This window comes from Rahnella sp. JUb53 (assembly GCF_004346065.1).
In the GTDB taxonomy this organism is placed as follows: domain Bacteria; phylum Pseudomonadota; class Gammaproteobacteria; order Enterobacterales; family Enterobacteriaceae; genus Rahnella; species Rahnella variigena.
Genome location: NZ_SLYT01000008.1, coordinates 144885 through 165551 on the forward strand (window position 1 = coordinate 144885; position 20667 = coordinate 165551).

Below are 20667 nucleotides of genomic sequence, written 5' to 3' on the forward strand. Positions count from 1 at the left end.
TGAACGGGCCGCGCAATTTTTCGGTTATTTAGCCGACAGCGCCAGCCATTCCAGAACCGCAGGACGTTGCCACTGCGCTTGTGCGTACGCCGCCAGTTTCTCCGGCATCGCATCACCATTTAAACGCAGACGGTTCAGCATCAGCGCCAGATCCACATCCGCAATACTCCATTCACCAAACAGATGTTCTTTGTCGCCCAGCAAACGTTCGGCGGCGGCAAACAACTTTTCCGCAGCCTGCTGCGCTTTAGCAGAAAGCGGCGGACATTTTGCGCCGGCAAACACCACTTCCGTTGAGCGTTCCTCGCGGATGGGCATCAGGTCACTGCGCAGCCACGCCTGCACTTCACGCGCTTTGGCACGGTTTTCCGGATCGGCAGGATAGATAGCCGGAAACGTCGGCGCAGGGAAAAGCTCTTCAACGTACTCATCAATCGCCGAAGATTCGGATAACACAAACGTGCCGTTGGTCAGCGTAGGAACGCGACGGGTCATGGACAGCGCCGAATACGTTTCTTTCAGGTTCTCCGCATCATCCAGGCTGACCGTTTCCAGTTCAAACGGAATGCCCTTTTCAGTCAGCGCCACAAAAGCAGACATCACGTAAGGACTGAAAAAATTAGCATCGGAATACAAAATCAGCGAAGACTGGCTCATGGAAATCTCCTGAAAAAAATAAAGCAAAAGGAAGAAAAACATAGCGCAGAAAGTGGGTTGTGTCGTTAAAAACTCGTTCAGAGAACGCTTTAATACCCCACTCCAGCCCTCTCCTTCGCAGGGGAGGGAGCAGAACGAGTTTTAACTCCTCCCCCTGCGAAGGGGGAGTCTGGGAGGGGGTTTAGCAGACAACACCAGGATCGTTATTTCAGCCGGAACACCTGAACAATTTCATTCAGGCGACGCGCCTGATCTTCCAGAGAAGCCGAAGCGGCTGAGGCTTCCTGAACCAGCGCGGAGTTCTGTTGCGTGACGCCATCCATTTCATGAACCGCCTGTGTTACCTGACTGATGCCACGTGATTGCTCGTCAGACGCCGAGACGATGTCGCTCATGATATCGCGCACATCCGTAACGGCTTTCATGATTTCTTTCATCGTTTCGCCGGCATTTTTCACCAGCCCGACACCGTGATCCACACGACTTGTCGATTCCTCAATCAGGGCGGAAATCTCTTTCACCGCATCGGCGCTGCGCTGCGCCAGACTGCGCACTTCCGAGGCCACTACCGCAAATCCGCGCCCCTGTTCACCTGCACGCGCGGCTTCTACCGCGGCGTTGAGCGCCAGAATGTTAGTCTGGAACGCAATGCCATTAATCACTGACGTGATTTCAGAAATACGCCGCGAACTGTCGTCAATTTCCCCCATAATGCCGACAACATCCCTCATGATGCTGTCGCCTTTACCGGCGATTTTCGTGGCATTGGCGGTCAGTTCTGTCGCAACATGGGCGTTATCGGCGTTTTGTTTTACGGTCGCCGTCAGCTGTTCCATGCTGGCCGCCGTTTCTTCCAGCGCTGCCGCCTGTTGTTCCGTTCGCGAGGCTAGATCGATATTGCCCGCCGCAATCTGCGACGCGCCGCTGCCGACGGCATGGCTGGTGGAAATGATGTCATTCACCACATGGCGTAACTGCGATTGCATGGTTTGCAGCGCAAAGAAGATGCTCGATTGATCGTTTTTCTGCGTCACAATCGGATGTGTCAGATCACCATCCGCTACCGTCAGTGCAATCTTTGCCGCATCGGAAGGTTCGCCGCCCACAGGGCGTAACACTTTGCGGGTAAAGATAACGCTCAGCACCGCGAAGACCACGATGATGCTCAGTACCATCAGCGCCAGCGCGTAATAAAGTTGCCGGGTGCTTTCTTTCATCACCGCGTTTACAGGCGCCACGATACCCAGCATCCACGGCGTGCCCGTATTACCAATCTGAATCGGCACAAATTCGGAAAACGCCTTTTCTCCCAGCACCGGATCCTGCTGTTCACGGCTGGTCATCTGTCCGGTCTGAATGTTTTTCAGCAATGACGGGTCATTTTCCAGCTTATGCGTGATCTGGTCTTTTTTCGGCGAAGAAATGTAATTACCTGACTGCGAAAACAGCATCGCATAGCCGGTGCCCTGATAAGGTTTGATGCTATTGACCAGCGTCTGCAGGGTTTGCAGGGAGAAGTCCGCCGTGACAGAACCGAGGAATTTGCCATCCACCATAATCGGCACAGCAATTGACGTCAGCAAGGTATCCACGCCGTTATACGGATAACTGTAAGGCTCGAGGATCACCTCTTTTTGCAGCTTGCGCGGCAGCAGATAATAATCACCGCTGCCCGGCGTTTCGTAATCCGTGAGGTTATGTAAAACGACGTTGCCACTGGTATCCCGGTCCACATAACGGACGTAGCGGCCATCCGGATCCTGTCCTTCCTTCGCGGCGAGATCTTCATCTTTGCCATCAAAAGCATCCGGCTCCCAGGCCAGCGACATAGAGAGAAAATCCGGATGACTTTTCAGGGCATTTTGCAAAAGGGTATCGGCCAGTTTGCGGTCAGCATGTCCGGCTTCACGCAGGCTTATCATGCTCTGACCCAGGTCGCTGGCGGCTTGTAATGCGGTATCGAGTTTCTGACGGGCCAGATAGCCGTCGGTGCTGGCGGTTTGTTGCAGATAACGGCGGGCAATCTCGCGCTGCTGGTTGGCCGACTGCCAGCTGAGCAATCCAACCGTAATGATGTAACCCATGCTGATAGTGATCAGTCCGACAATCAGCATCAGCGTACGGGTACGCATCGCCTTCTTAGGGGCATTTTTCTTTGTAGCAGCCTCAACTCTGGCCGCCGGTGAAAGCGCCTGCATCTGACTCATAAAATTACCCCGGAACAGAAAAACGTACTGTGAAAACTCACGATGAAATAACGCGGATGATCTGTCCCTGATGCTGGCCCTGCAGAAGCGGGAATTCCGTTATCGTCTGAATTATCGGCAACAGGCGGAGATGCTTTAGCCAAAACGGTAAAAAACCGGCCGCCAAAGATAAACGTTCGCATCCTGCTCACGCCTCCCTATACTGCTGTTATGTCGGCTGATTCAGCACCTTTCCAGGAAACTCCTATGAAGTCATGGCTCTTACCTCTTTTGTTGCTTGCGCCACTGTGTTCGCAAGCGGCTTCCACGCCGAAAGAAATTAAAGCGCGATTCAGCCAGTTTAAGGTCGGGGATAAAACCATTTGCCTCGATGACGTGACGTATGCCAACAACAGCAAAATGAAAGTCATTGAAAATGGCTTTGTGGTATCGAAACGGAAAAACGTGCTGATTTATCAGAGTAATACGCTGTTTTTGCTGGGAAATGACATCACGGTGAACATCAAGGCGATCATTGAAAGCCGCGCGGGAAAAAACGCCTTCAACAACCAGTTCAAACAGGCCATGATTCAGGTTGAGGGGCTGGACGATCCGGCGCGAGCCAATGAGAAAGCGAAAATCATTCAGTCATTCCAGGATGTGATTTCGGACAAGCATAATGAAACGCCTTACAGCTCCGTGGCGCTGACCGACAAGGGCTACATCATCACGCAGGCCGAAAGCCACTCAACGACCATCAGCGAATGCTACGTAACGCCTTATAAGAAGCCTGAAAATAACAAATAAATCAGAGGGAAATGATGACTATTTTAGCGCCGATGAGTGCCGCGTTTTACCCGGATTTCGCCGAACAGCTGGCAATAGATTATGCCGAAGAGAACGTAACCGCCGGTCTGTGGCAGGCGGATACCGCGCTGGAAAGGGCGCGCAGTTCTACGCAAAGCGCACTGCCGCAAGGTATTGATACGCCGGATCAGTATCTTTTCGAGATTAAAACCGAAGAGAACGGCGAAACGGCAGGCTATTTATGGTTTTCTAACGTCGAACGTTATGGTGTACGCAGCGCGTTCGTGTACGAGCTGACGGTGTTTCCGCAATTCCGCCGTCAGGGTCATGCGGCGGCAGCGTTCAGATTGATGGAAGAACGCCTGCAGGAACAGGGGTGTGTGGCAATCGAACTGAATGTCTTTGCCAGCAATCCCGGTGCGCAGGCGCTGTACGCCAGCCTGGGTTACGTCACGACGAAAATGAATATGCGTAAACCGCTTAACGCTGATATTTAATAAATTCGGTCAGCGTACCAATACGATCATACAATTTGCGGGCCGTATGGTTGCTGGTTTTCGTCGTCCAGTAGACGTTAGCTTTGTCGTGCTGGTCGGCGTAAGCGTAAACCGCTTCAATCAGTTTCTGCCCGATCCCCAGTTTTCGTGCGCTGTCATCGACGTATAAATCCTGCAAATAGACCACCTGCTGCATGTGCCAGCCATGATCGTGATTGATACAATTCACCAGCCCGACCAGTTTCCCCTCGTATTCCGCCACATAGCCAAACATGCTGGCGTAGTCAGGCTGAGATAAACGCGTGAAAGTGTAATCAAACTGCGCCGGATCCAGACCTGACTGGTAAAAATCCAGATATGCACGCCACAGGGTTTCCCAACCTTCACGGTCAGCGGGCGTTAACGAACGGATCACAACATCTTGCGGCTGGCTCATGGGGTCATTCTCCTCAGGAAATGAAAACGTTACGGGCGCGAATGCGGATAATGTATCAGGTCGTGGAAACGCACGGAATGGCCGCTTTCGTTGCGGTAAGCGTGCGGGCAATCGGCGGCAAAACGCAGCGCCTCTCCGGCACTCAGCACGCGCGTTACGCCATCAACGGTCAGCGTCAGTTCACCTTCAGTCACAATCACATGCTCGATTACGCCGGCTTCATGAGGCGTGGATTCACTGCACCCGCCCGGTTCGAGATCGATAACAAACATGTCCATGCGCAACGTGGTGTCGTAGGGAAATAACGGCACGACGCGCATTCCTGAGGTTTGACTGTTGAAGGTGGTCAGCAAGCCGTGGCGATGCAACGCGGCTGACTGCTCAGGCGGCGTTTCAAGAAATTCCGAAAACGATACATTCAGGCCGCTGGCGATTTTCCACAATGTCGCCACCGTCGGGCTGGATTCGCCACGCTCAATTTGCCCGAGCATCGCCTTACTGACACCGGTTTTTTCTGCCGCCTGAGTGAGACTCCAGCCGCGTTCGCTGCGAACGGCCTTAAGCTGGCGGCCAATATGGCGGGTGATTTCCTGCATGGTATCTCCTCTGCGACGATGATCGTTCATCGCCATTGTACGTTATAACGCACAGTGATATCTTGAGCGCATCCGATGTGCGCTATAACGCACAACAGCATACCGCCAGCGTCCGCTAACCAGAAGGATTTTCACCCATGGCCTCGCGTTTTAGTTTGCAGGATTTAACTTTTTCGGCGGTAATCGCCGGATTTGTCGCGGTTTTAGTCGGTTATACCAGCTCGGCGGCGATTATCTTTCAGGCAGCGGAAGCGGCGGGCGCCAGCGTGGCGCAAATCGGTGGCTGGCTGAGTATGCTCGGCCTGGGAATGGGCGTTACCAGTATTGGTCTGTCGCTGTATTACCGCACGCCGGTCGTCACCGCCTGGTCAACACCCGGCGCGGCGCTGCTGGTCACCAGCCTGCCCGGCACCTCGCTTAACGAGGCGGTTGGCGTATTTATTTTTGCCACCGGACTTATCCTGCTGTGCGGCGTGACCGGCCTGTTTGCCCGGCTGATGCATTACATTCCGCAGGCACTTTCTGCCGCCATGCTCGGCGGCATTCTGCTGCGCTTTGGGCTGAACGCGTTTACCTCGCTGCAAAGTAATTTCGCCCTCGCGGGCAGCATGTGTCTGGTGTATCTGCTGGCGAAACGCGCCCTGCCGCGCTATGCGGTGGTGCTCGCACTGGCCGCCGGGCTGATCGTCGCCGGATTGCAGGGGGATATTTCGCTGCACGGCCAGACGCTGACCTTCGCGGCGCCGGAGTTTGTCATGCCGCATTTCACGCTTTCCTCGATTATCGGCATCGGTATTCCGTTCTTTGTCGTAACGATGGCCTCACAAAACGCACCGGGGATCGCTACCCTGAAAGCGCACGGCTATCACCTGCCCGTTTCTCCATTGATTACCTGGACGGCGCTGACGGCGTTAGTTTTAGCACCGTTTGGCGGTTTTACCGTCTGTATCGCCGCCATTACCGCCGCAATTTGTATGGGCGAGGATATTCATCCTGATCCGAAAAAACGTTATATGGCGGCGGTGGCGGCAGGCATTTTCTATCTGATCGCAGGCGTGTTTGGCGGGTCCATCGGCATGGTCTTTACCGCGCTGCCGGAAGCGCTGATCCACACCATCGCCGGGCTGGCGTTGCTCGGCACCATTGCGGGCAGCCTGTATCGTGCACTGGAAAACGAAAAGCAGCGCGATGCGGCAATCATCACCTTTCTGATCACCGCGTCCGGCGTCACGCTGCTGGGTATCGGTTCGGCATTCTGGGGGCTGGCGGGCGGCGTAATTACGCATCTGATCCTGAGTATTCCGGCGCGAAACCGGGATAAATCCGCCGGGAAAGGTTGAGTCCGTTCAAGTTATGGGTAACAGGTTTTCGTAACACGGCGCAAAGTGACGACGATCACATTTTCTGACCGGCAAACCCTTTTTACTGGGCGCAATCAGGCCCTTTAAAGAGCGAGAATTCCATGACTATTGCCACACAATCCTGTGTCGTGACCGGGAAAAAAGACGTTTCGGTGATCGACCAGACTATCGACTACACCGGCCAGGGCACGCTGGTAAAAATTACCCGCGGCGGGATCTGCGGTTCCGACCTGCATTACTACGAACACGGCGCGGTGGGCGATTTCAAAGTGCGTGAGGCGATGGTGCTCGGGCATGAAGTGGTTGGTGTGGTGGAGAAATCGGATAACCCAGATTTGCAGCCCGGCCAGAAAGTGGCGCTTAACCCGAGTAAGCCGTGCAAGGCCTGCAAATATTGCCTGTCCGGCGATGAAAACCAGTGTACCACCATGAAATTCTTCGGCAGCGCGATGTATTTCCCGCACATCAACGGCGCGTTCACGCAGTACAAAATCGTCGACAGCGCCCAGTGCATTCCTTACGACAATCAGGTCAGCGACCGTCTGATGGTGTTCGCCGAACCGCTGGCTGTCGCCATTCATGCCGTGAACCAGGCGGGTGATATTCATGGCAAAACCGTGTTTGTGTCCGGCGTCGGCCCGATTGGCTGCTTAATCGTGCTGGCAGCGAAAGCCAAAGGCGCAGCGCAAATCGTGGTGACTGACCCGAGTGAACGCTGCCGGACGCTGGCACTGGCTGTGGGCGCAAGCAAAGCGCTGGATGCCGCACAGGGCGATTTCAGCGAATATCAGGCAGAGAAAGGCTTCTTCAATGTGGCCTTTGACGCCTCGGGCCATCCTTCATCCATCCGCCGCTGTCTGGAAGTGACACGCGCACGTGGCACGCTGGTGCAGGTCGGCATGGGACCGGTAGTGAATGAATTCCCGCTGATGATGCTGATTGCCAAAGAAATTAACTGGGTCGGCAGCTTCCGCTTCACTGAAGAATTCAACACGGCAGTGGAATGGCTGGCGAATAAAACCGTTGATCCGATGCCGTTGCTGTCGGCGGAATTTCCGCAGGAAAGTCTGGTGGAAGCGCTGGACTACGCGATGGATAAATCCAAAGCGTCGAAAGTGCAGCTGGTTTTCTAGTTCAGTATGCAACGACACTCACAATATTAAAACATCGTTTCATTTTATGATGTCCTCTGATTTTTATCCTCAGAGGACATTTGCATTATGGTAAAGGACAACGCGAAAAAGCAGGTCGCACTGCTGCTGGCCGACGGATTTGAAGAAGGCGAAGCCGTGATTGTGCTCGATATTCTCGAGCGGCTGGAGATTCAGGTCACCACGCTGGCATGTCAGAAAAGCCTGACGTTGCGCACCTATCACGGCATTCAGATGCAGGCCAACGAATTGCTGTCTGCGCAGGGTGACCGTTTATTCGATGCCGTCGTCATGCCCGGCGGGCCGGAAGGTTCAGTGGCGCTGGCGGCCAGCAAAGAAGTGGTGGAGTTTGTGCGACGTCACGATGAGGCCGGTAAACTGATTTGCCCGCTGTGCTCTGCTGCCGCGCGCGTACTCGGCGGAAACGGTCTGCTGAAAGGCCGCCGTTATGTGTGTTCCGGCGATTTATACAAAGACGTAAAAGACGGCGTTTACGTCAATCAGTCCTTTGTGGAGGACGGCAACCTGCTGAGCGGTAAAGGATTAGGGCTGGCGTTCGATTTTGCTTTCCAGCTGGCATACCGCCTGACCGGCGACGCTGAAACCACCAATTTCCAGGCCGATCATATCGATTATCACCACTGGCGCGCCGACCAGAAGCTTTGATCAACATGCTGTGATTAAAACGCTGACAGCGGCTGATAACGAAGGTCGTCCGCCGCTGTCAGTATTATGTCCGTTTTTGGCATTCTCCCTTCTCTCTTTCAGGCGCACACTGACTTCACACTCACCAGATGGAGTCCGAAAATGACACACAGCGCCCTGCTAAACATCGATGTTCAGCGTTCATTCGAACACAAAGATTTCTGGCAGCAGAATGATTTACCGGCTTTCAGCGCAGCATTAACCCGCCTGATCGACGGCTGTCAGACCCGTAATGTGCCGGTCATCGACGTGTTTCACGTCAATCCTGACGGCGTGTTCTCGCTGGATTCCGGCCTGGTGACACCGATGTCTTTTCTGAGTCATCAGCCGCAACATGTAGTGCATAAACACGTCCACAATTCCCTGACCGAGTCCGGCCTCGACGGCTGGCTGCGCGAAAATGACATCACGCATCTGATCATCGCCGGAATGCGCGCCGAACAGTGTTGCGAAACGACGGCACGCGTGGCCTCCGATCTGGGCTACACAGTGACTTTTGTCACCGAAGCGACGCTGACCTTCCCGATGACCCACGCCAGCGGCGTCACGCTGAGCGCGCACGACATCAAATTGCGTACCGAGCTGGTTCTCGCCGACCGCTTCGCCACCATTTCCGACGTGACCGGTGCGCTGGCGGAACTCGACCGCGCTGTGTGAAGATAGCGTTTTCCCCTGCGGACGGATAAAGCACTATGCAGCGAAATGTCTACTTTGTGACGCTCCCCGGCGTGATGTCTTTGGATCTGACCGGTCCGGCAGAAGCGCTGCGCCTTGCCGGGCAATTCCACCTGCATTACATCGGACCGCAGGCGGAAGTTGTAATGTCGACCGGCCTGACGGTCAGCCATTTGCAACCGCTGCCAGAAAGTCTGCCCGCAGGCAGTATTTTGATCATGCCGGGCGTGGCGGAATCCACCGAAAACTTCGCCTCGCTGGTGGCACAGACCGCTTGCGACTGGCTGCATCAGCAGAAAAGCGCGATTGAGGCGGGGGATTTAACACTGGTGTGTATCTGTTCCGGCAGCCTGCTGGCCGGGAAAGCCGGGCTGCTTGACGGCTATCAGTGCACCACGCATCACGACGTGATCGGGCGTTTACGCCAGCAGGTACCCGCCGCGCAGGTGAAGGATAACCGGATATTTGTCGAAGACCGCTCAGTGCTGACCAGCGCCGGTATCAGTGCGGGTATCGATCTGGCGCTGCATCTGATCGCCACACATCTGGGGCCGCAAGCCGCGCTGGATGTCGCCCGCGAAATGGTGGTGTATTTCCGCCGTGGCGGCGATGACCCGCAACTTTCTCCATGGCTGCGTTATCGCAATCACCTGCATCCCGCCGTACACCGCGCGCAAAACCTGATGGCCGCCGAACCCGAATCCGCCTGGCAGGTTGAGGACGTCGCCGCAAAGGCACACATCAGCAGCCGTCACCTCACCCGTTTGTTCCGCCAGCATCTGGGGATCAGCGTGCGCGACTACCACGAGCAACTGCGCATCGCCATCGCCCAACAACGCCTGCAACAAGGCGCAGGCATTGAAAAAGCCGCCCTCGCCGCCGGATTCTCGTCCGCAAGGCAGTTCAGACGGGCGCAGGAAAGATGGTGCTAAAGGTGTCAGCTCACCCAGTTCCGCCGGTCTATTTTCCCCAGTCCCATCGCCAGTAATAAACCACCACCCAGCCCGCAGGCGAAGAGATACGCGATATTCAGCAGCGGATACTGCGGGAAATCGAGATGCTGGCTGCGCATGGCAATGATGATCAGCGCATGAAAGCCGTAGATGGCCAGAGAATGGCGGGAGACCAGCGTAAATCCCGGCAGGATGCGTTGCGCCAGCGCGTTTTTGAAAACCACAAACAGCGACATCGCGGAGATAAACACCAGCGGACCGCTGTAGACGTAAAAGGTGTCGGCGAAATTCTGGTTAATCTGCATCTGCCGGTAAGTGCCCGTGGCAATCGCCAGCGTGCTTAGGATGAACATGACACTGGCGGCCAGTGTGACCGGCGTTTTTTCGGTATTAAGCTGGCTAATGGCGCGCCCCATCAGGGCATACAATACGTAATAGAAGGTGTCGCCGCTGATATACAAATCCAGCGGCAGAAGATGGATTTTCTGCCACGTCACGACCGGCAGCTGGGGATTTGCCAGCACACCGAGCAACATTCCGGTGATCAGCAAATATTTTCCGGACACGGCCTTAACGTTAATCAGCGGGGAAAGCAGGTAGATCACGATAATCGCATAGAAAAACCAAAGGTGATAAAACACCGGCTTTTCCAGAATGAGACGCAAAGACGGCCAAAATCCGATTTTTGTCATCGTGAGGATATAGAACAGGGAGACGGCGCTGTAAAAAAGCAGGCATAAAGTGACGCGCAGGAAATGCCTTTTTTGCGCACTCTTCTCACCAAAAAACAGCGCACCGGAAATCATAAAGAACAGCGGCACACAAACACGCGAGGCGGAATTAAGCAGATTGGCGACGGTCCATTCAGCGGAATGCACTGCAGCGAAATTGACCACCAGTGACGTGCTGGCGTGGATCATCACCACCATCATGCAGGCGAGCGCGCGCAAATTATCTATCCAGCTAATTTTTTGGCTCATTAACTGCAATTTCCTTCTTTTCGATGTTCGCTTTGCAGCCTAGCGAGCTTTTGCGCGGCTAACAAGGCAAAAGCACCGATCTCAGATTGTGCTGAAGATGAATCAGATGATTGCGTTGCGCTCAAATAATCGGCAAAATAGCCAGCATTACTGCCTCGCTTGCGAAACCCGCCCGGACAGTCTCTTTTTTTCTGCTAATTTTCAACCGATTAGCCTTACGTCTGTGAAATAACTAAAATGCATAATTCTCCAAATACTGCGTCCCTTCTGGGTCGGCAGGCGCTTTTGTTCCCTCTGTGTCTGGTGCTTTTCGAGTTCGCGACCTATATCGGCAACGATATGATCCAACCTGGCATGCTGGCCGTCGTGGCTAATTTTAATGCCGGGGAAGAATGGGTGCCGACATCCATGACCGCTTATCTCGCTGGCGGCATGTTCCTGCAATGGCTGCTCGGGCCACTGTCAGATCGCCGCGGCCGTCGTCCGGTGATGCTGACCGGCGTGACCTTTTTCATCATCACCTGCCTGGCGATTCTGTTCGTGCAAAACATCGAGCAGTTTATGGTGATGCGTTTCCTGCAAGGCATCAGCCTGTGCTTTATCGGTGCCGTCGGTTATGCCGCGATACAAGAATCGTTTGAAGAATCGGTGTGTATCAAAATCACCGCCATGATGGCGAACGTCGCCCTGATTGCGCCACTGCTCGGTCCGCTGGCCGGTGCGGCGCTGATCCACGTTGCGCCGTGGCAGTCGATGTTTGTGATTTTTGCCGTGCTCGCCGCCATCGCGCTGTGGGGATTGTGGAAATCTATGCCGGAAACAGCCTCGCGTCTTGGCGAACCGTTCTCCATGCCCAGCCTGCTGCGTGATTACAAACACGTGCTGAAAAACCGTCAGTTCGTGTGTGGTGCGCTGGCGATCGGTTTTGCCAGCCTGCCGCTGCTGACGTGGATTGCACAGTCGCCGGTGATTTTAATCAGTGGCGAAGGTTTAGCTGCTTACGATTACGGCCTGTTGCAGGTGCCGATTTTCGGCGCGCTGATTATCGGTAACGTGACGCTGGCGCGTCTGACCGGCAAACGCACCGTCGAATACCTGATTAAACTGGGCGCGGGCCCGATGGTGGTCGGTCTGCTGATCGCCGCAGCGGCAACGATGTTTTCGGCGCATGCGTACCTGTGGATGACCGCCGGTCTGAGCCTGTACGCGTTCGGTATTGGTGTGGCGAATGCCGGTTTGTACCGCCTGACGCTGTTCTCCAGCGACATGAGCAAAGGCACCGTTTCTGCCGCGATGGGCGTCATCAGCATGATGATTTTCACGGTCGGGATCGAGCTGGCAAAAGTGGCATACGTCGAAGGCGGTGCGGGGATGTTTAACATGTTCAACCTGTTAAGCGGCCTCGCCTGGCTGGCGCTGGTGGTGGTGTTTCTGCGCAGCCGCCAGGTCGTATTGCCGCCGAACAGCGTAGTTTAATACTCAAAATGCCAGCAACGCAGATGTCGGGGCGTTATTGGCGCAGGGAGTTTGGACCCGGACTGCACGGAAGAACCGGAGCGTACACAGAGTACGTGAGGATTCTGAGTACAGCCCGGGTTCAAAATACCAAGCAAAATAGCCCCGTTAAAACTTAGAATAACCCCATCGGTTTACTCGAATAAGAAACGAGCAGACATTTCGTTTGCTGATAGTGATCCAGCATCATCTTGTGAGTTTCGCGCCCGATACCAGACTGTTTGTAGCCGCCAAACGCCGCATGCGCCGGATAGGCGTGATAGCAGTTGGTCCAGACACGGCCCGCCTGAATGTTGCGCCCCATGTGATACGCCACGTTGCCGTCACGGCTCCAGACACCCGCTCCCAGCCCGTACGCCGTATCGTTGGCGATTTGCAGCGCCTCATCCATATCTTTGAAGGTGGTTACCGCCAGCACCGGTCCGAAGATCTCTTCCTGGAAAACACGCATGTTGTTTTTACCCAGCAAAATCGTCGGTTGCAGGTAATAACCTTCATTCAGCGAGCCTTCGAGTTTTTTCTTCGCGCCACCGGTCAGCACTTCCGCGCCCTCTTTCTTACCGATTTCGATGTAATCCAGAATGGTTTTCATCTGACCGGCAGACACCTGCGCACCCATCTGCGTTTCCATATCTAACGGATTACCGGTTTTGATCGCTTCAACGCGTTTGATGGCGCGCTCCATAAAGCGTTCGTAGATGGATTCCTGCACCAGCGCACGGCTCGGGCAGGTACAGACTTCGCCCTGATTGAAGGCAAACAGCGCAAAGCCTTCCAGCGCCTTGTCGAAGAATTCGTCTTCTTTATCCATCACATCCGCGAAGAAGATATTCGGGGATTTACCGCCCAGTTCCAGCGTCGCCGGGATCAGGTTTTGTGCGGCATATCCGGCGATTTGCTGGCCGACTTCGGTCGAACCGGTAAAGGCCACTTTGGCGATGCGTTTGGACGTCGCCAGATATTCACCGATTTCACCGCCCGCGCCGTTAACCACGTTGATGACGCCCGCAGGCAGAATGTCCTGCACCAGTTCCATCAGCAGCAACACAGAAAGCGGGGTCAGCTTGGCCGGTTTGAGCACGATGCAGTTACCTGCCGCCAGCGCCGGTGCCATTTTCCAGCAAGCCATCAGCAGCGGGAAGTTCCAAGGGATGATTTGCGCCACGACGCCCAGCGGTTCGTGGAAGTGATAGGCGACGGTTTCGCTGTCGATTTCGCTGATCCCGCCTTCTTGCGCACGCACGCAGGAGGCGAAATAGCGGAAGTGGTCGATGGCTAACGGCACATCCGCGCCGCTGGTTTCGCGGATAGGTTTACCGTTATCCCAGGTTTCGGCGTTTGCCAGCAGTTCGATGTTTTGTTCCATGCGATCGGCGACTTTCAGCAACAGGTTTGCGCGCTGCTGCACCGGCATTTTGCCCCATTCATCTTTGGCTTTATGGGCGGCGTCCAGCGCCAGTTCGACGTCATCGGTGCTGGAACTGGCGACTTTACACAGCACTTCGCCGGTCACCGGTGTCAGATTGTCGTAATACTCTTTTTTTACCGGCGCGACCCATTCGCCGCCAATGAAGTTGTCGTATTGTTTTTTGAGTTTGAGCGGGAAACCGTATTCTTCCGGTTTGACGGCATGAGGATTTTTATCATAAGCCATGATGGAACTCCTTTATGCAGCAGGTTGTAGCAGAGCGCTGCATAAAGTTTAGGCAGTGAAAATCGAACCGGCGGGATGTAAAGAGAACTCTTCGAGCGGCCTCACACCTTTTTTGCTGCCACGCTGGCGTTACCGCTTCCGGGGGGCGTCGTGCGTGCAAAACTCTCACGCTGGAACAGGCGTTCGACCAGCTTTATCAGCTCAGGATGTTCGACGCACCAGCCCGGCGCGATACGACGAAAGTTGAGATATCCCAGACAACAGGCGACGGCGATATCAGCCACATTCAGGCTTTCAGAATTGAGCAGCGTGCGGCTGGCGGCATGTTTTTCCAGCGCATCCAGTCCGCGCAGCAACTTTTCCCGCTGACGCAAAATCCAGGCTTCGTTACGCTTATCGGCATCGCGACGCCCTTCCAGCACTAATGCCACGGCGGCGTCCGTCACGCCATCGGCCAGCGCTTCGATTTGCTTAACACGTAATGCTTCCAGCGGCTGCCACGGCAACAGCGTGGGCGCGACATTCATCAGCTCAATGAACTGCACAATGATCGGGGAATCATAGAAAATTTCGCCATCGTCGGCGACCAGCGCGGGGACTTTTCCGAGGGGATTGAACTGGGTGATTTTGCAGCCCGGTTCATGGGGCATGTCGTTAATGAAATCAAACGGGATGCCCTTTTCCAGCAACATCACCGAAATCTTGCGCACATACGGGCTGGTATAGCTGCCGATCAACTTCATCACACCCTCCTCGTTTTCGCCGGAACCTCTTTTAAAGCTAGCAGCCATGCCGGGGTTTACCAGTCACGGCTGCCAGATTTACAGGTTACTCTGCGGGAAACAGGAACGGGTTGATGCCGCTGCCGGAAAAACCTTTGTCTTCCATACGGTCATCGAGCAGCAGCGTGGCAAGGTCATCCGCCACAGCGTCAGCCTGCGGGTCTTTATCCTGATAAATCAGTTTCAGGTAAGCGCCGCAATCATCACAGGCTTCGGCTTTCACCGTTGCCTGTTCGTCGTCGATGGACCACAGATTCAGATGCTCCATCTCGTCGCAGTTGCTGCATTTCGCCCGTACCACATGCCATTCGCTTTCACACAGATTGCAGTGCAGATAGCGCAGGCCACCGGCATTGATCACCGCAGACACAGGAATACTGCCGCAGACCGGGCAGAACTGGCGATTTTCACCGTAATCCGCACGTCCGACGCCGCGAAGTTGCGCCGCCATCTGCGCCCAGTAAAGGGACAGCGCCGCCCAGATAAATGGCGCTTTGTCAGCCGGAACGTGTTTGAAATCCTGGCAAAGCAGTTCTGTCGCCATCATTTCACGCTGAAGGTTCGGGGATTGTTCGAGACATTCCAGCACCGCACGCACCGGCTCAGAAGCGCCCGGTTTCAGGACAGCAATCAGCGCATCCAGCAACGTCAGCCAGTGCGGCGTTCGCGGAAACAGAGCGCAATCGAGCGGTGGTTTACCGGCGGCTTTCTCTAATTCCTCACTCAGATCGATACTGAGTGGAAATTCCTTCAGCACGCGCTGCTGGGCATCGCATATCGCCGCAGCAAAATTAAGATACCCGTCGAGCGGGCTGTTTTCTGCCAGCGCGCGCAGACGATCGGCGCGGCGCTGATAGAGCGTTTTCAGATTGGCGAACAGTACCGGCGGAATGTTTCCCGCCGCGTTTTTACCGTCTGCCAGTTCGTCCTGTGGAACAATCTGGATGCTCATCCGGCTTTCCTCTGGTCTTGTTCTTTTTTCAGCTCTTCATCACGCACCTGACGATACCAGCGCGGATGATGATACTTCGCCCATGACACCGGCACTTTGCCGCCGGTCATCGCTGCGATCGAGCCTTTCGCCCAGGTCGCCGCGTAGACGTGCATGATGATCACCAGAATCAGCCCGATACCGGCCAGCGAATGCACCAGCAGCGCCAGACGGATCAGCGGGATCGGGAAGAAATCAGCAAACCACGGACGCCAGATAATCACGCCGCTTGCCATCAGCAGCATCAGACAGCTGATCGCCGCCCAGAACACGCATTTCTGACCAAAGTTATAGCGACCTGTGTCGCCGACTTCATGATTGGTCAGCACCTTGTCGATATTTTTCGCCCACACGAGGTCGTCTTTTTCCGGCAGGTTGTGCTTCCAGTAACGGAAGAACATGCCGAGGAAAGAGACGAACATCACCACGCCGAAGAACGGATGCAGGATACGCGCCAGTTGCGGCGTGCCGTAAACGTTCATCAGCCAGTTAAACGACGGGAAGAAAAAGCCGATCCCACTGAGCGCCAGCGTCACAAAACAAAAGGCAACAATCCAGTGATTGAGGCGTTCGACCAGGTTATAGCGCTGGATTAACTTCTCTTTTTTCATGGACGTTTCTCCTCATCGTCATGTTTTTCGCCTTCTTCTGCGTGCTCTTCCTCTTTCACGTAGTTCGGACCCACGCCGAGGAAGTGGAAGGCTGCCGCCGCGAAGGTTACCGCGAAGCCGACTGCAGCCAGCGGTTTCCAGACACCTTTCCATAAAGTGACTGCGGCGCTGATCGCCGGATCTTTCGGCAGGCCGTGATACAGCTGCGGGTTGTCGGCGTGATGCAACACGTACATCACGTGCGTACCGCCGACGCCCTGCGGATCGTACAAACCGGCGTGCTCAAAACCGCGGCCTTTCAGTTCGCTGATGCGTTCTGCGGCCAGATCCTGCATCGCGGTTTTGGTGCCGAAATGAATTGCGCCGGTCGGGCAGGTTTTCACACAAGCCGGTTCCTGGCCGACGCTCACGCGATCAACGCACAGCGTGCATTTGTAGGCACGGTTATCCTGTTTGTTGATACGCGGAACGTTGAACGGGCAACCGGCGATGCAGTAACCGCAGCCGATACAATGTTCTGACTGAAAATCGACGATGCCGTTGGCGTACTGCAAAATTGCGCCTTCCGCCGGACAGGCTTTCAGACAGCCCGGATCGGCGCAGTGCATACAGCCGTCTTTGCGGATCAGCCATTCCAGCTTGCCGTTTTGTTCCACTTCCGAGAAACGCATCACCGTCCAGGATTTCGCACTGAGATCCATCGGGTTATCGTACACGCCGGTATTGATACCCACTTCATCGCGCAGGTCGTTCCATTCAGAACAGGCGACCTGACAGCCTTTACAGCCGATGCAGGTGGTGACATCGATGAGTTTCGCCACTTCCTGCTGATGGTCACGGGCACGCGGTGCAGGCGTGAACCCGTTTGTTGCGGACTTACGAAGTATGTCCTGTGATTGCATTGCCATAATTCGCCTCCGTTAGACCTTTTCCACGTTAACCAGGAACGCCTTGAACTCCGGCGTTTGCGAGTTAGCGTCACCGACTGACGGGGTCAGCGTGTTGGCTAAATAGCCCTTACGCGTCGCGCCTTCAAAGCCCCAGTGGCACGGGATGCCAATGGTGTCGACGTGCTTACCGTCGATGGTCAGCGGCCTGATGCGTTTGGTCACCACGGCTTTCGCCACGATGAATCCGCGCTTCGAGGAGACTTTCACCTCATCGCCCTGCGCAATGCCTTTCGAGGAGGCCAGACCTTCGCCGATCTCGATAAACTGTTCAGGCTGCGCGATGGCATTCAGCAACGCGTGTTTGGTCCAGTGGCGGAACAATTCGGTGATCGAATAAGTGGTCGCCACATACGGGAAGTCTTTGGCAGTGCCCATATTCGGCAAATCGCTGGCAAAAATACGTGCGACCGGATTGGAGATCACCGCCGGATGCAGCGGGTTGGTGCCAATCGGTGATTCAATCGGTTCGTAATGCTCAGGGAACGGGCCGTCGGCCATTTTGTCGGTGGCAAATAAACGCCCGACGCCTTCCTGCTGCATGATAAACGGACCCACGCCGGTGCCCGGCGCCGCCGCGCTGTAATCCGGGACATCAAAGCCGGTCCATTTCGCGCCATCCCAGCGGATGATTTCGCGTTTTGGATCCCACGGTTTACCCTGCGGGTCAACGGAGGCACGGTTATAGAGAATGCGGCGGTTCAGCGGCCAGCACCACGCCCAGCCGGATGTACAGCCCAGACCGGAAGGATCGGCGTTATCGCGGCGCGCCATCTGGTTACCGGCTTCTGTCCAGCTACCGGCGTAAATCCAGCAGAAACTGGCGGTGCTGCCGTCGTTTTTCAGATGGGCAAAGGTCGAAATCTGCTGACCTTTTTTCGCCAGCAGATTGCCCTGATCGTCATGGATATCTGCCAGCGCTTTGCCGTTGGCTTCGCGGGCGATTTCTTCCGGCAGCGGGTCGAGCGGATCCTGATAATCCCACGCCATATTCATCACCGGCAGCGGATTGGCACCGCCTTCTTTCTGATACAGCTCGCGCAGTTTCATAAACAGGCGCGCGATAATTTTGCCGTCGTGCAGCGCTTCACCCGGTGGCTCAGACGCCTGGAAGTGCCATTGCAGCCAGCGGCCGGAGTTCACAATCGAACCGTTTTCCTCCGCAAAACAGGAAGACGGCAGGCGGAACACTTCGGTCTGAATATCGGCGGTCTGCACGTCGTTCATCGCACCGTGGTTTTGCCAGAAGTTCGAGGACTCGGTCACCAGCGGGTCGATCACCACCATGTATTTCAGTTTTGAGAGCGCGCGCGAGGATTTGTTTTTGTCCGGGAATGCCGCCAGCGGGTTGAAGCCCTGCACGATATAACCGTTCAGTTTGCCTTCAGTCATCAGCTCGGCTTGCTGCATCACGTCGTAGCTTTTGTCCCATTTCGGCAGCCAGTCAAAGCCCCAGTCGTTCTCCGCCGTGGCATGATCGCCCCAGAAACTTTTCATCATACTGACGAAGAAGTTCGGCGTGTTTTTCCAGAAATTCACCTGCCCGTCCACCAGCGGTGTCGGTGTGATCTGTTGCAGATAATCGCTGAAATTCGTCTGTTTTTCCGAAGGCAAAGGCATGTAGCCCGGCAGATTCAGCGAGAGCAAACCGAGATCGGTGTAACCCTGAATATTGGAGTGACCGCGCAGCGCATTCACGCCGCCGCCAGGCATGCCGATATTGCCCAGCAACAGCTGGATCATCGCCGCACAACGGATGATTTGCGCGCCGCCGGTGTGATGCGTCCAGCCCAGCGCATACAGAATGGTCGAGGTTTTATCGCGCGCGCAGGTTTCTGCCAGAATAGAGCTGATCAGCAGGAAATCTTCTTTCGAGGTGCCGCACAGACGCTCCACCAGTTCCGGCGTGTACCGGGAAACATGCTCTTTCAGCAGATTCCAGACACAGCGCGGATCCTGCAAAGTTTTGTCCTGTTTCGCCAGACCGTTTTCATCCAGCTGATAGTGCCAGCTTTCTTTGTTGTAGGATTTTTTCGTCGCGTCGAAGCCGCTGAACAGGCCATCGTTAAAGGCATAATCTTCCCGCACCAGCAGGCTGGCGTTGGTGTACTCCCTGACATATTCGGTCTGAATTTTATTATGCGTAATCAGGTAGTTGATCATGCCGAGCAGGAAAGCGGTGTCCGAACCGGCGCGGATTGGCGCATAGATATCGGCCACGGCGGCGCTGCGGTTGAAACGCGGATCGACGACGATAACTTTGGCGTTATTTTTGGTTTTCGCCTCAATCACCCATTTGAATCCGACCGGATGCGCTTCTGCCGCGTTTCCGCCCATAATCAAAATGACGTTGGCGTTTTTGATATCGACCCAGTTGTTGGTCATCGCACCGCGACCAAAGCTTGGCGCTAATGCCGCGACGGTCGGACCGTGACACAGACGTGCCTGACAGTCGATGGCGACCATGCCCAGCGCGCGGGTGAATTTCTGATCCAGCAGACCGGTTTCGTTACTGGCCGCGGACGAACACAACATGCCGGTGGTCAGCCAGCGGTTAACCGTGACGTTGTTTTCATTTTTCTCGACAAAGTTGGCGTCGCGGTCATCTTTCATCAGGCGGGCGATACGGGAAATCGCCTCATCCCAGCTTATACGCTGCCATTTATCGGCGCCGGGCGCGCGATATTCCGGATATCTCAGACGGCCTTCGCTGTGGATGTAATCCAGTACGCCTGCGCCTTTCGGGCACAACGAGCCACGACTGACCGGATGATCGGCGTCACCCTCTACGTGGAAGATATTTTCAGTAACGTTTTTCGCGCCGTCGCCCTGGCTGTAAATCAACATGCCGCAACCGACTGAGCAGTACGTGCAGTTGTTGCGGGTTTCACGCGAGCGAAGCAGTTTATATTGGCGGGTTTCCGCCAGCGCAATTGTCGGGGCAAACCCCAATAATGCTGCGGTAGTGCCGGCCATACCGCCCGCACATATTTTGAATAATTGTCTTCTGCTGACTTGCATGAAAGACTCCTTCCCATCATTTGTTAACACATTGCTTTCAAATTGCCGCTTTCCGTTGCAGATGCGGAAGCGGTAAAATTAAGACCTAAAGTCCTGACAGTTTGTACGGCTTATGTAGCCGGAATGTTTATAAGGTTATTGC

The 20667-nt window shown here is 55.1% G+C and carries 18 protein-coding genes and 1 pseudogene; 8 read left to right on the forward strand and 11 right to left on the reverse strand.

Features of this window, described 5'->3' with window-relative positions; all coding sequences use genetic code 11:
- Nucleotides 1-24 precede the first annotated feature (24 nt).
- A complete protein-coding gene (yfcF, locus tag EC840_RS18475) occupies nt 25-657 on the reverse strand; it encodes a glutathione transferase (RefSeq protein WP_129637746.1) in 633 nt (210 codons plus the stop codon).
- Between the two features lie 203 nt (nt 658-860).
- A complete protein-coding gene (locus EC840_RS18480; RefSeq protein WP_243701093.1) occupies nt 861-2789 on the reverse strand; it encodes a methyl-accepting chemotaxis protein in 1929 nt (642 codons plus the stop codon).
- Nucleotides 2790-3110: 321 nt separating this feature from the next.
- Here EC840_RS18480 and EC840_RS18485 point away from each other — a divergent pair, with 321 nt between their 5' ends.
- Together EC840_RS18485 and EC840_RS18490 are read left to right on the forward strand one after the other, a co-directional pair.
- Nucleotides 3111-3650, forward strand: coding sequence for a hypothetical protein (locus EC840_RS18485; protein ID WP_112291548.1), 540 nt, complete (start codon nt 3111-3113; stop codon nt 3648-3650).
- A 14-nt stretch (nt 3651-3664) separates the two neighbouring features.
- Nucleotides 3665-4147: a GNAT family N-acetyltransferase gene (locus EC840_RS18490; protein WP_112291550.1), complete on the forward strand. Its 483-nt coding sequence runs from the start codon at nt 3665-3667 to the stop codon at nt 4145-4147.
- Here EC840_RS18490 and EC840_RS18495 read toward each other — a convergent pair.
- Entirely contained in the window at nt 4131-4583 is a 453-nt protein-coding gene (locus EC840_RS18495) for a GNAT family N-acetyltransferase (RefSeq protein WP_132966537.1), read from the reverse strand. The two genes, EC840_RS18490 and EC840_RS18495, sit on opposite strands and share 17 nt — an antisense overlap.
- A 29-nt stretch (nt 4584-4612) precedes the next feature.
- Complete coding sequence (locus tag EC840_RS18500; RefSeq protein WP_112291554.1) at nt 4613-5179, reverse strand: XRE family transcriptional regulator; 567 nt, start codon at nt 5177-5179, stop codon at nt 4613-4615.
- A gap of 137 nt (nt 5180-5316) precedes the next feature.
- Here EC840_RS18500 and EC840_RS18505 point away from each other — a divergent pair, with 137 nt between their 5' ends.
- The 5 genes and pseudogenes from EC840_RS18505 (at nt 5317) to EC840_RS18525 (ending at nt 10003) form a co-directional block, all read left to right on the forward strand.
- Nucleotides 5317-6519, forward strand: a complete 1203-nt coding sequence (locus EC840_RS18505; protein ID WP_129637748.1) for a benzoate/H(+) symporter BenE family transporter — start codon at nt 5317-5319, stop codon at nt 6517-6519.
- Between the two features lie 122 nt (nt 6520-6641).
- Nucleotides 6642-7673 carry an L-idonate 5-dehydrogenase gene (gene idnD, locus EC840_RS18510; protein WP_113876877.1) on the forward strand — a complete coding sequence of 344 codons (1032 nt, stop codon included), beginning with the start codon at nt 6642-6644 and terminating at the stop codon, nt 7671-7673.
- An 87-nt stretch (nt 7674-7760) separates the two neighbouring features.
- Entirely contained in the window at nt 7761-8357 is a 597-nt protein-coding gene (locus EC840_RS18515; protein ID WP_112291557.1) for a DJ-1/PfpI family protein, read from the forward strand.
- Nucleotides 8358-8498: 141 nt separating this feature from the next.
- Nucleotides 8499-9008 (forward strand): annotated as a pseudogene (locus EC840_RS18520) (isochorismatase family protein); the annotation flags it as partial.
- A gap of 80 nt (nt 9009-9088) precedes the next feature.
- Complete coding sequence (locus EC840_RS18525; RefSeq protein WP_132966541.1) at nt 9089-10003, forward strand: helix-turn-helix domain-containing protein; 915 nt, start codon at nt 9089-9091, stop codon at nt 10001-10003.
- A 5-nt stretch (nt 10004-10008) separates the two neighbouring features.
- On the opposite strand, the gene EC840_RS18530 is transcribed toward EC840_RS18525, so the two are convergent.
- Complete coding sequence (locus EC840_RS18530) at nt 10009-11004, reverse strand: acyltransferase (RefSeq protein WP_132966543.1); 996 nt, start codon at nt 11002-11004, stop codon at nt 10009-10011.
- A gap of 237 nt (nt 11005-11241) precedes the next feature.
- Here EC840_RS18530 and EC840_RS18535 point away from each other — a divergent pair, with 237 nt between their 5' ends.
- On the forward strand, nt 11242-12480 hold the full coding sequence (locus EC840_RS18535) for an MFS transporter (RefSeq protein ID WP_113876873.1): 1239 nt from the start codon (nt 11242-11244) through the stop codon (nt 12478-12480).
- Between the two features lie 154 nt (nt 12481-12634).
- Here the strand turns inward: EC840_RS18535 and EC840_RS18540 are convergent, their stop codons facing one another.
- From EC840_RS18540 to fdnG, 6 genes are all read right to left on the reverse strand, one after another.
- A complete protein-coding gene (locus tag EC840_RS18540) occupies nt 12635-14173 on the reverse strand; it encodes an aldehyde dehydrogenase family protein (RefSeq protein WP_112291565.1) in 1539 nt (512 codons plus the stop codon).
- Between the two features lie 101 nt (nt 14174-14274).
- Nucleotides 14275-14916, reverse strand: a complete 642-nt coding sequence (locus EC840_RS18545; RefSeq protein WP_132966545.1) for a glutathione S-transferase — start codon at nt 14914-14916, stop codon at nt 14275-14277.
- Between the two features lie 85 nt (nt 14917-15001).
- Complete coding sequence (gene fdhE / locus EC840_RS18550; RefSeq protein WP_132966547.1) at nt 15002-15907, reverse strand: formate dehydrogenase accessory protein FdhE; 906 nt, start codon at nt 15905-15907, stop codon at nt 15002-15004.
- Nucleotides 15904-16557, reverse strand: a complete 654-nt coding sequence (fdoI, locus tag EC840_RS18555) for a formate dehydrogenase cytochrome b556 subunit (protein ID WP_132966549.1) — start codon at nt 16555-16557, stop codon at nt 15904-15906. Before fdoI ends, fdhE begins: the two co-directional genes overlap by 4 nt.
- Nucleotides 16554-17465, reverse strand: a complete 912-nt coding sequence (fdxH, locus tag EC840_RS18560; RefSeq protein WP_132966551.1) for a formate dehydrogenase subunit beta — start codon at nt 17463-17465, stop codon at nt 16554-16556. Before fdxH ends, fdoI begins: the two co-directional genes overlap by 4 nt.
- Before the next feature lie 12 nt (nt 17466-17477).
- Nucleotides 17478-20525, reverse strand: coding sequence for a formate dehydrogenase-N subunit alpha (fdnG, locus tag EC840_RS18565; protein ID WP_113876865.1), 3048 nt, complete (start codon nt 20523-20525; stop codon nt 17478-17480).
- Between the last annotated feature and the right edge of the window lie 142 nt (nt 20526-20667).

Coding starts and splice junctions, on each gene's coding strand:
- EC840_RS18530 (WP_132966543.1), bottom strand. CDS start 11,004: ATGAGCCAAAAAATTAGCTGGATAGATAATTTGCGCGCGCTCGCCTGC.
- EC840_RS18485 (WP_112291548.1), top strand. CDS start 3,111: ATGAAGTCATGGCTCTTACCTCTTTTGTTGCTTGCGCCACTGTGTTCG.
- EC840_RS18540 (WP_112291565.1), bottom strand. CDS start 14,173: ATGGCTTATGATAAAAATCCTCATGCCGTCAAACCGGAAGAATACGGT.
- EC840_RS18495 (WP_132966537.1), bottom strand. CDS start 4,583: ATGAGCCAGCCGCAAGATGTTGTGATCCGTTCGTTAACGCCCGCTGAC.
- EC840_RS18535 (WP_113876873.1), top strand. CDS start 11,242: ATGCATAATTCTCCAAATACTGCGTCCCTTCTGGGTCGGCAGGCGCTT.
- fdnG (WP_113876865.1), bottom strand. CDS start 20,525: ATGCAAGTCAGCAGAAGACAATTATTCAAAATATGTGCGGGCGGTATG.
- EC840_RS18480 (WP_243701093.1), bottom strand. CDS start 2,789: ATGCGTACCCGTACGCTGATGCTGATTGTCGGACTGATCACTATCAGC.
- EC840_RS18490 (WP_112291550.1), top strand. CDS start 3,665: ATGACTATTTTAGCGCCGATGAGTGCCGCGTTTTACCCGGATTTCGCC.
- EC840_RS18525 (WP_132966541.1), top strand. CDS start 9,089: ATGCAGCGAAATGTCTACTTTGTGACGCTCCCCGGCGTGATGTCTTTG.
- yfcF (WP_129637746.1), bottom strand. CDS start 657: ATGAGCCAGTCTTCGCTGATTTTGTATTCCGATGCTAATTTTTTCAGT.
- EC840_RS18500 (WP_112291554.1), bottom strand. CDS start 5,179: ATGCAGGAAATCACCCGCCATATTGGCCGCCAGCTTAAGGCCGTTCGC.
- fdhE (WP_132966547.1), bottom strand. CDS start 15,907: ATGAGCATCCAGATTGTTCCACAGGACGAACTGGCAGACGGTAAAAAC.
- idnD (WP_113876877.1), top strand. CDS start 6,642: ATGACTATTGCCACACAATCCTGTGTCGTGACCGGGAAAAAAGACGTT.
- EC840_RS18505 (WP_129637748.1), top strand. CDS start 5,317: ATGGCCTCGCGTTTTAGTTTGCAGGATTTAACTTTTTCGGCGGTAATC.
- EC840_RS18545 (WP_132966545.1), bottom strand. CDS start 14,916: ATGAAGTTGATCGGCAGCTATACCAGCCCGTATGTGCGCAAGATTTCG.
- EC840_RS18515 (WP_112291557.1), top strand. CDS start 7,761: ATGGTAAAGGACAACGCGAAAAAGCAGGTCGCACTGCTGCTGGCCGAC.
- fdxH (WP_132966551.1), bottom strand. CDS start 17,465: ATGGCAATGCAATCACAGGACATACTTCGTAAGTCCGCAACAAACGGG.
- fdoI (WP_132966549.1), bottom strand. CDS start 16,557: ATGAAAAAAGAGAAGTTAATCCAGCGCTATAACCTGGTCGAACGCCTC.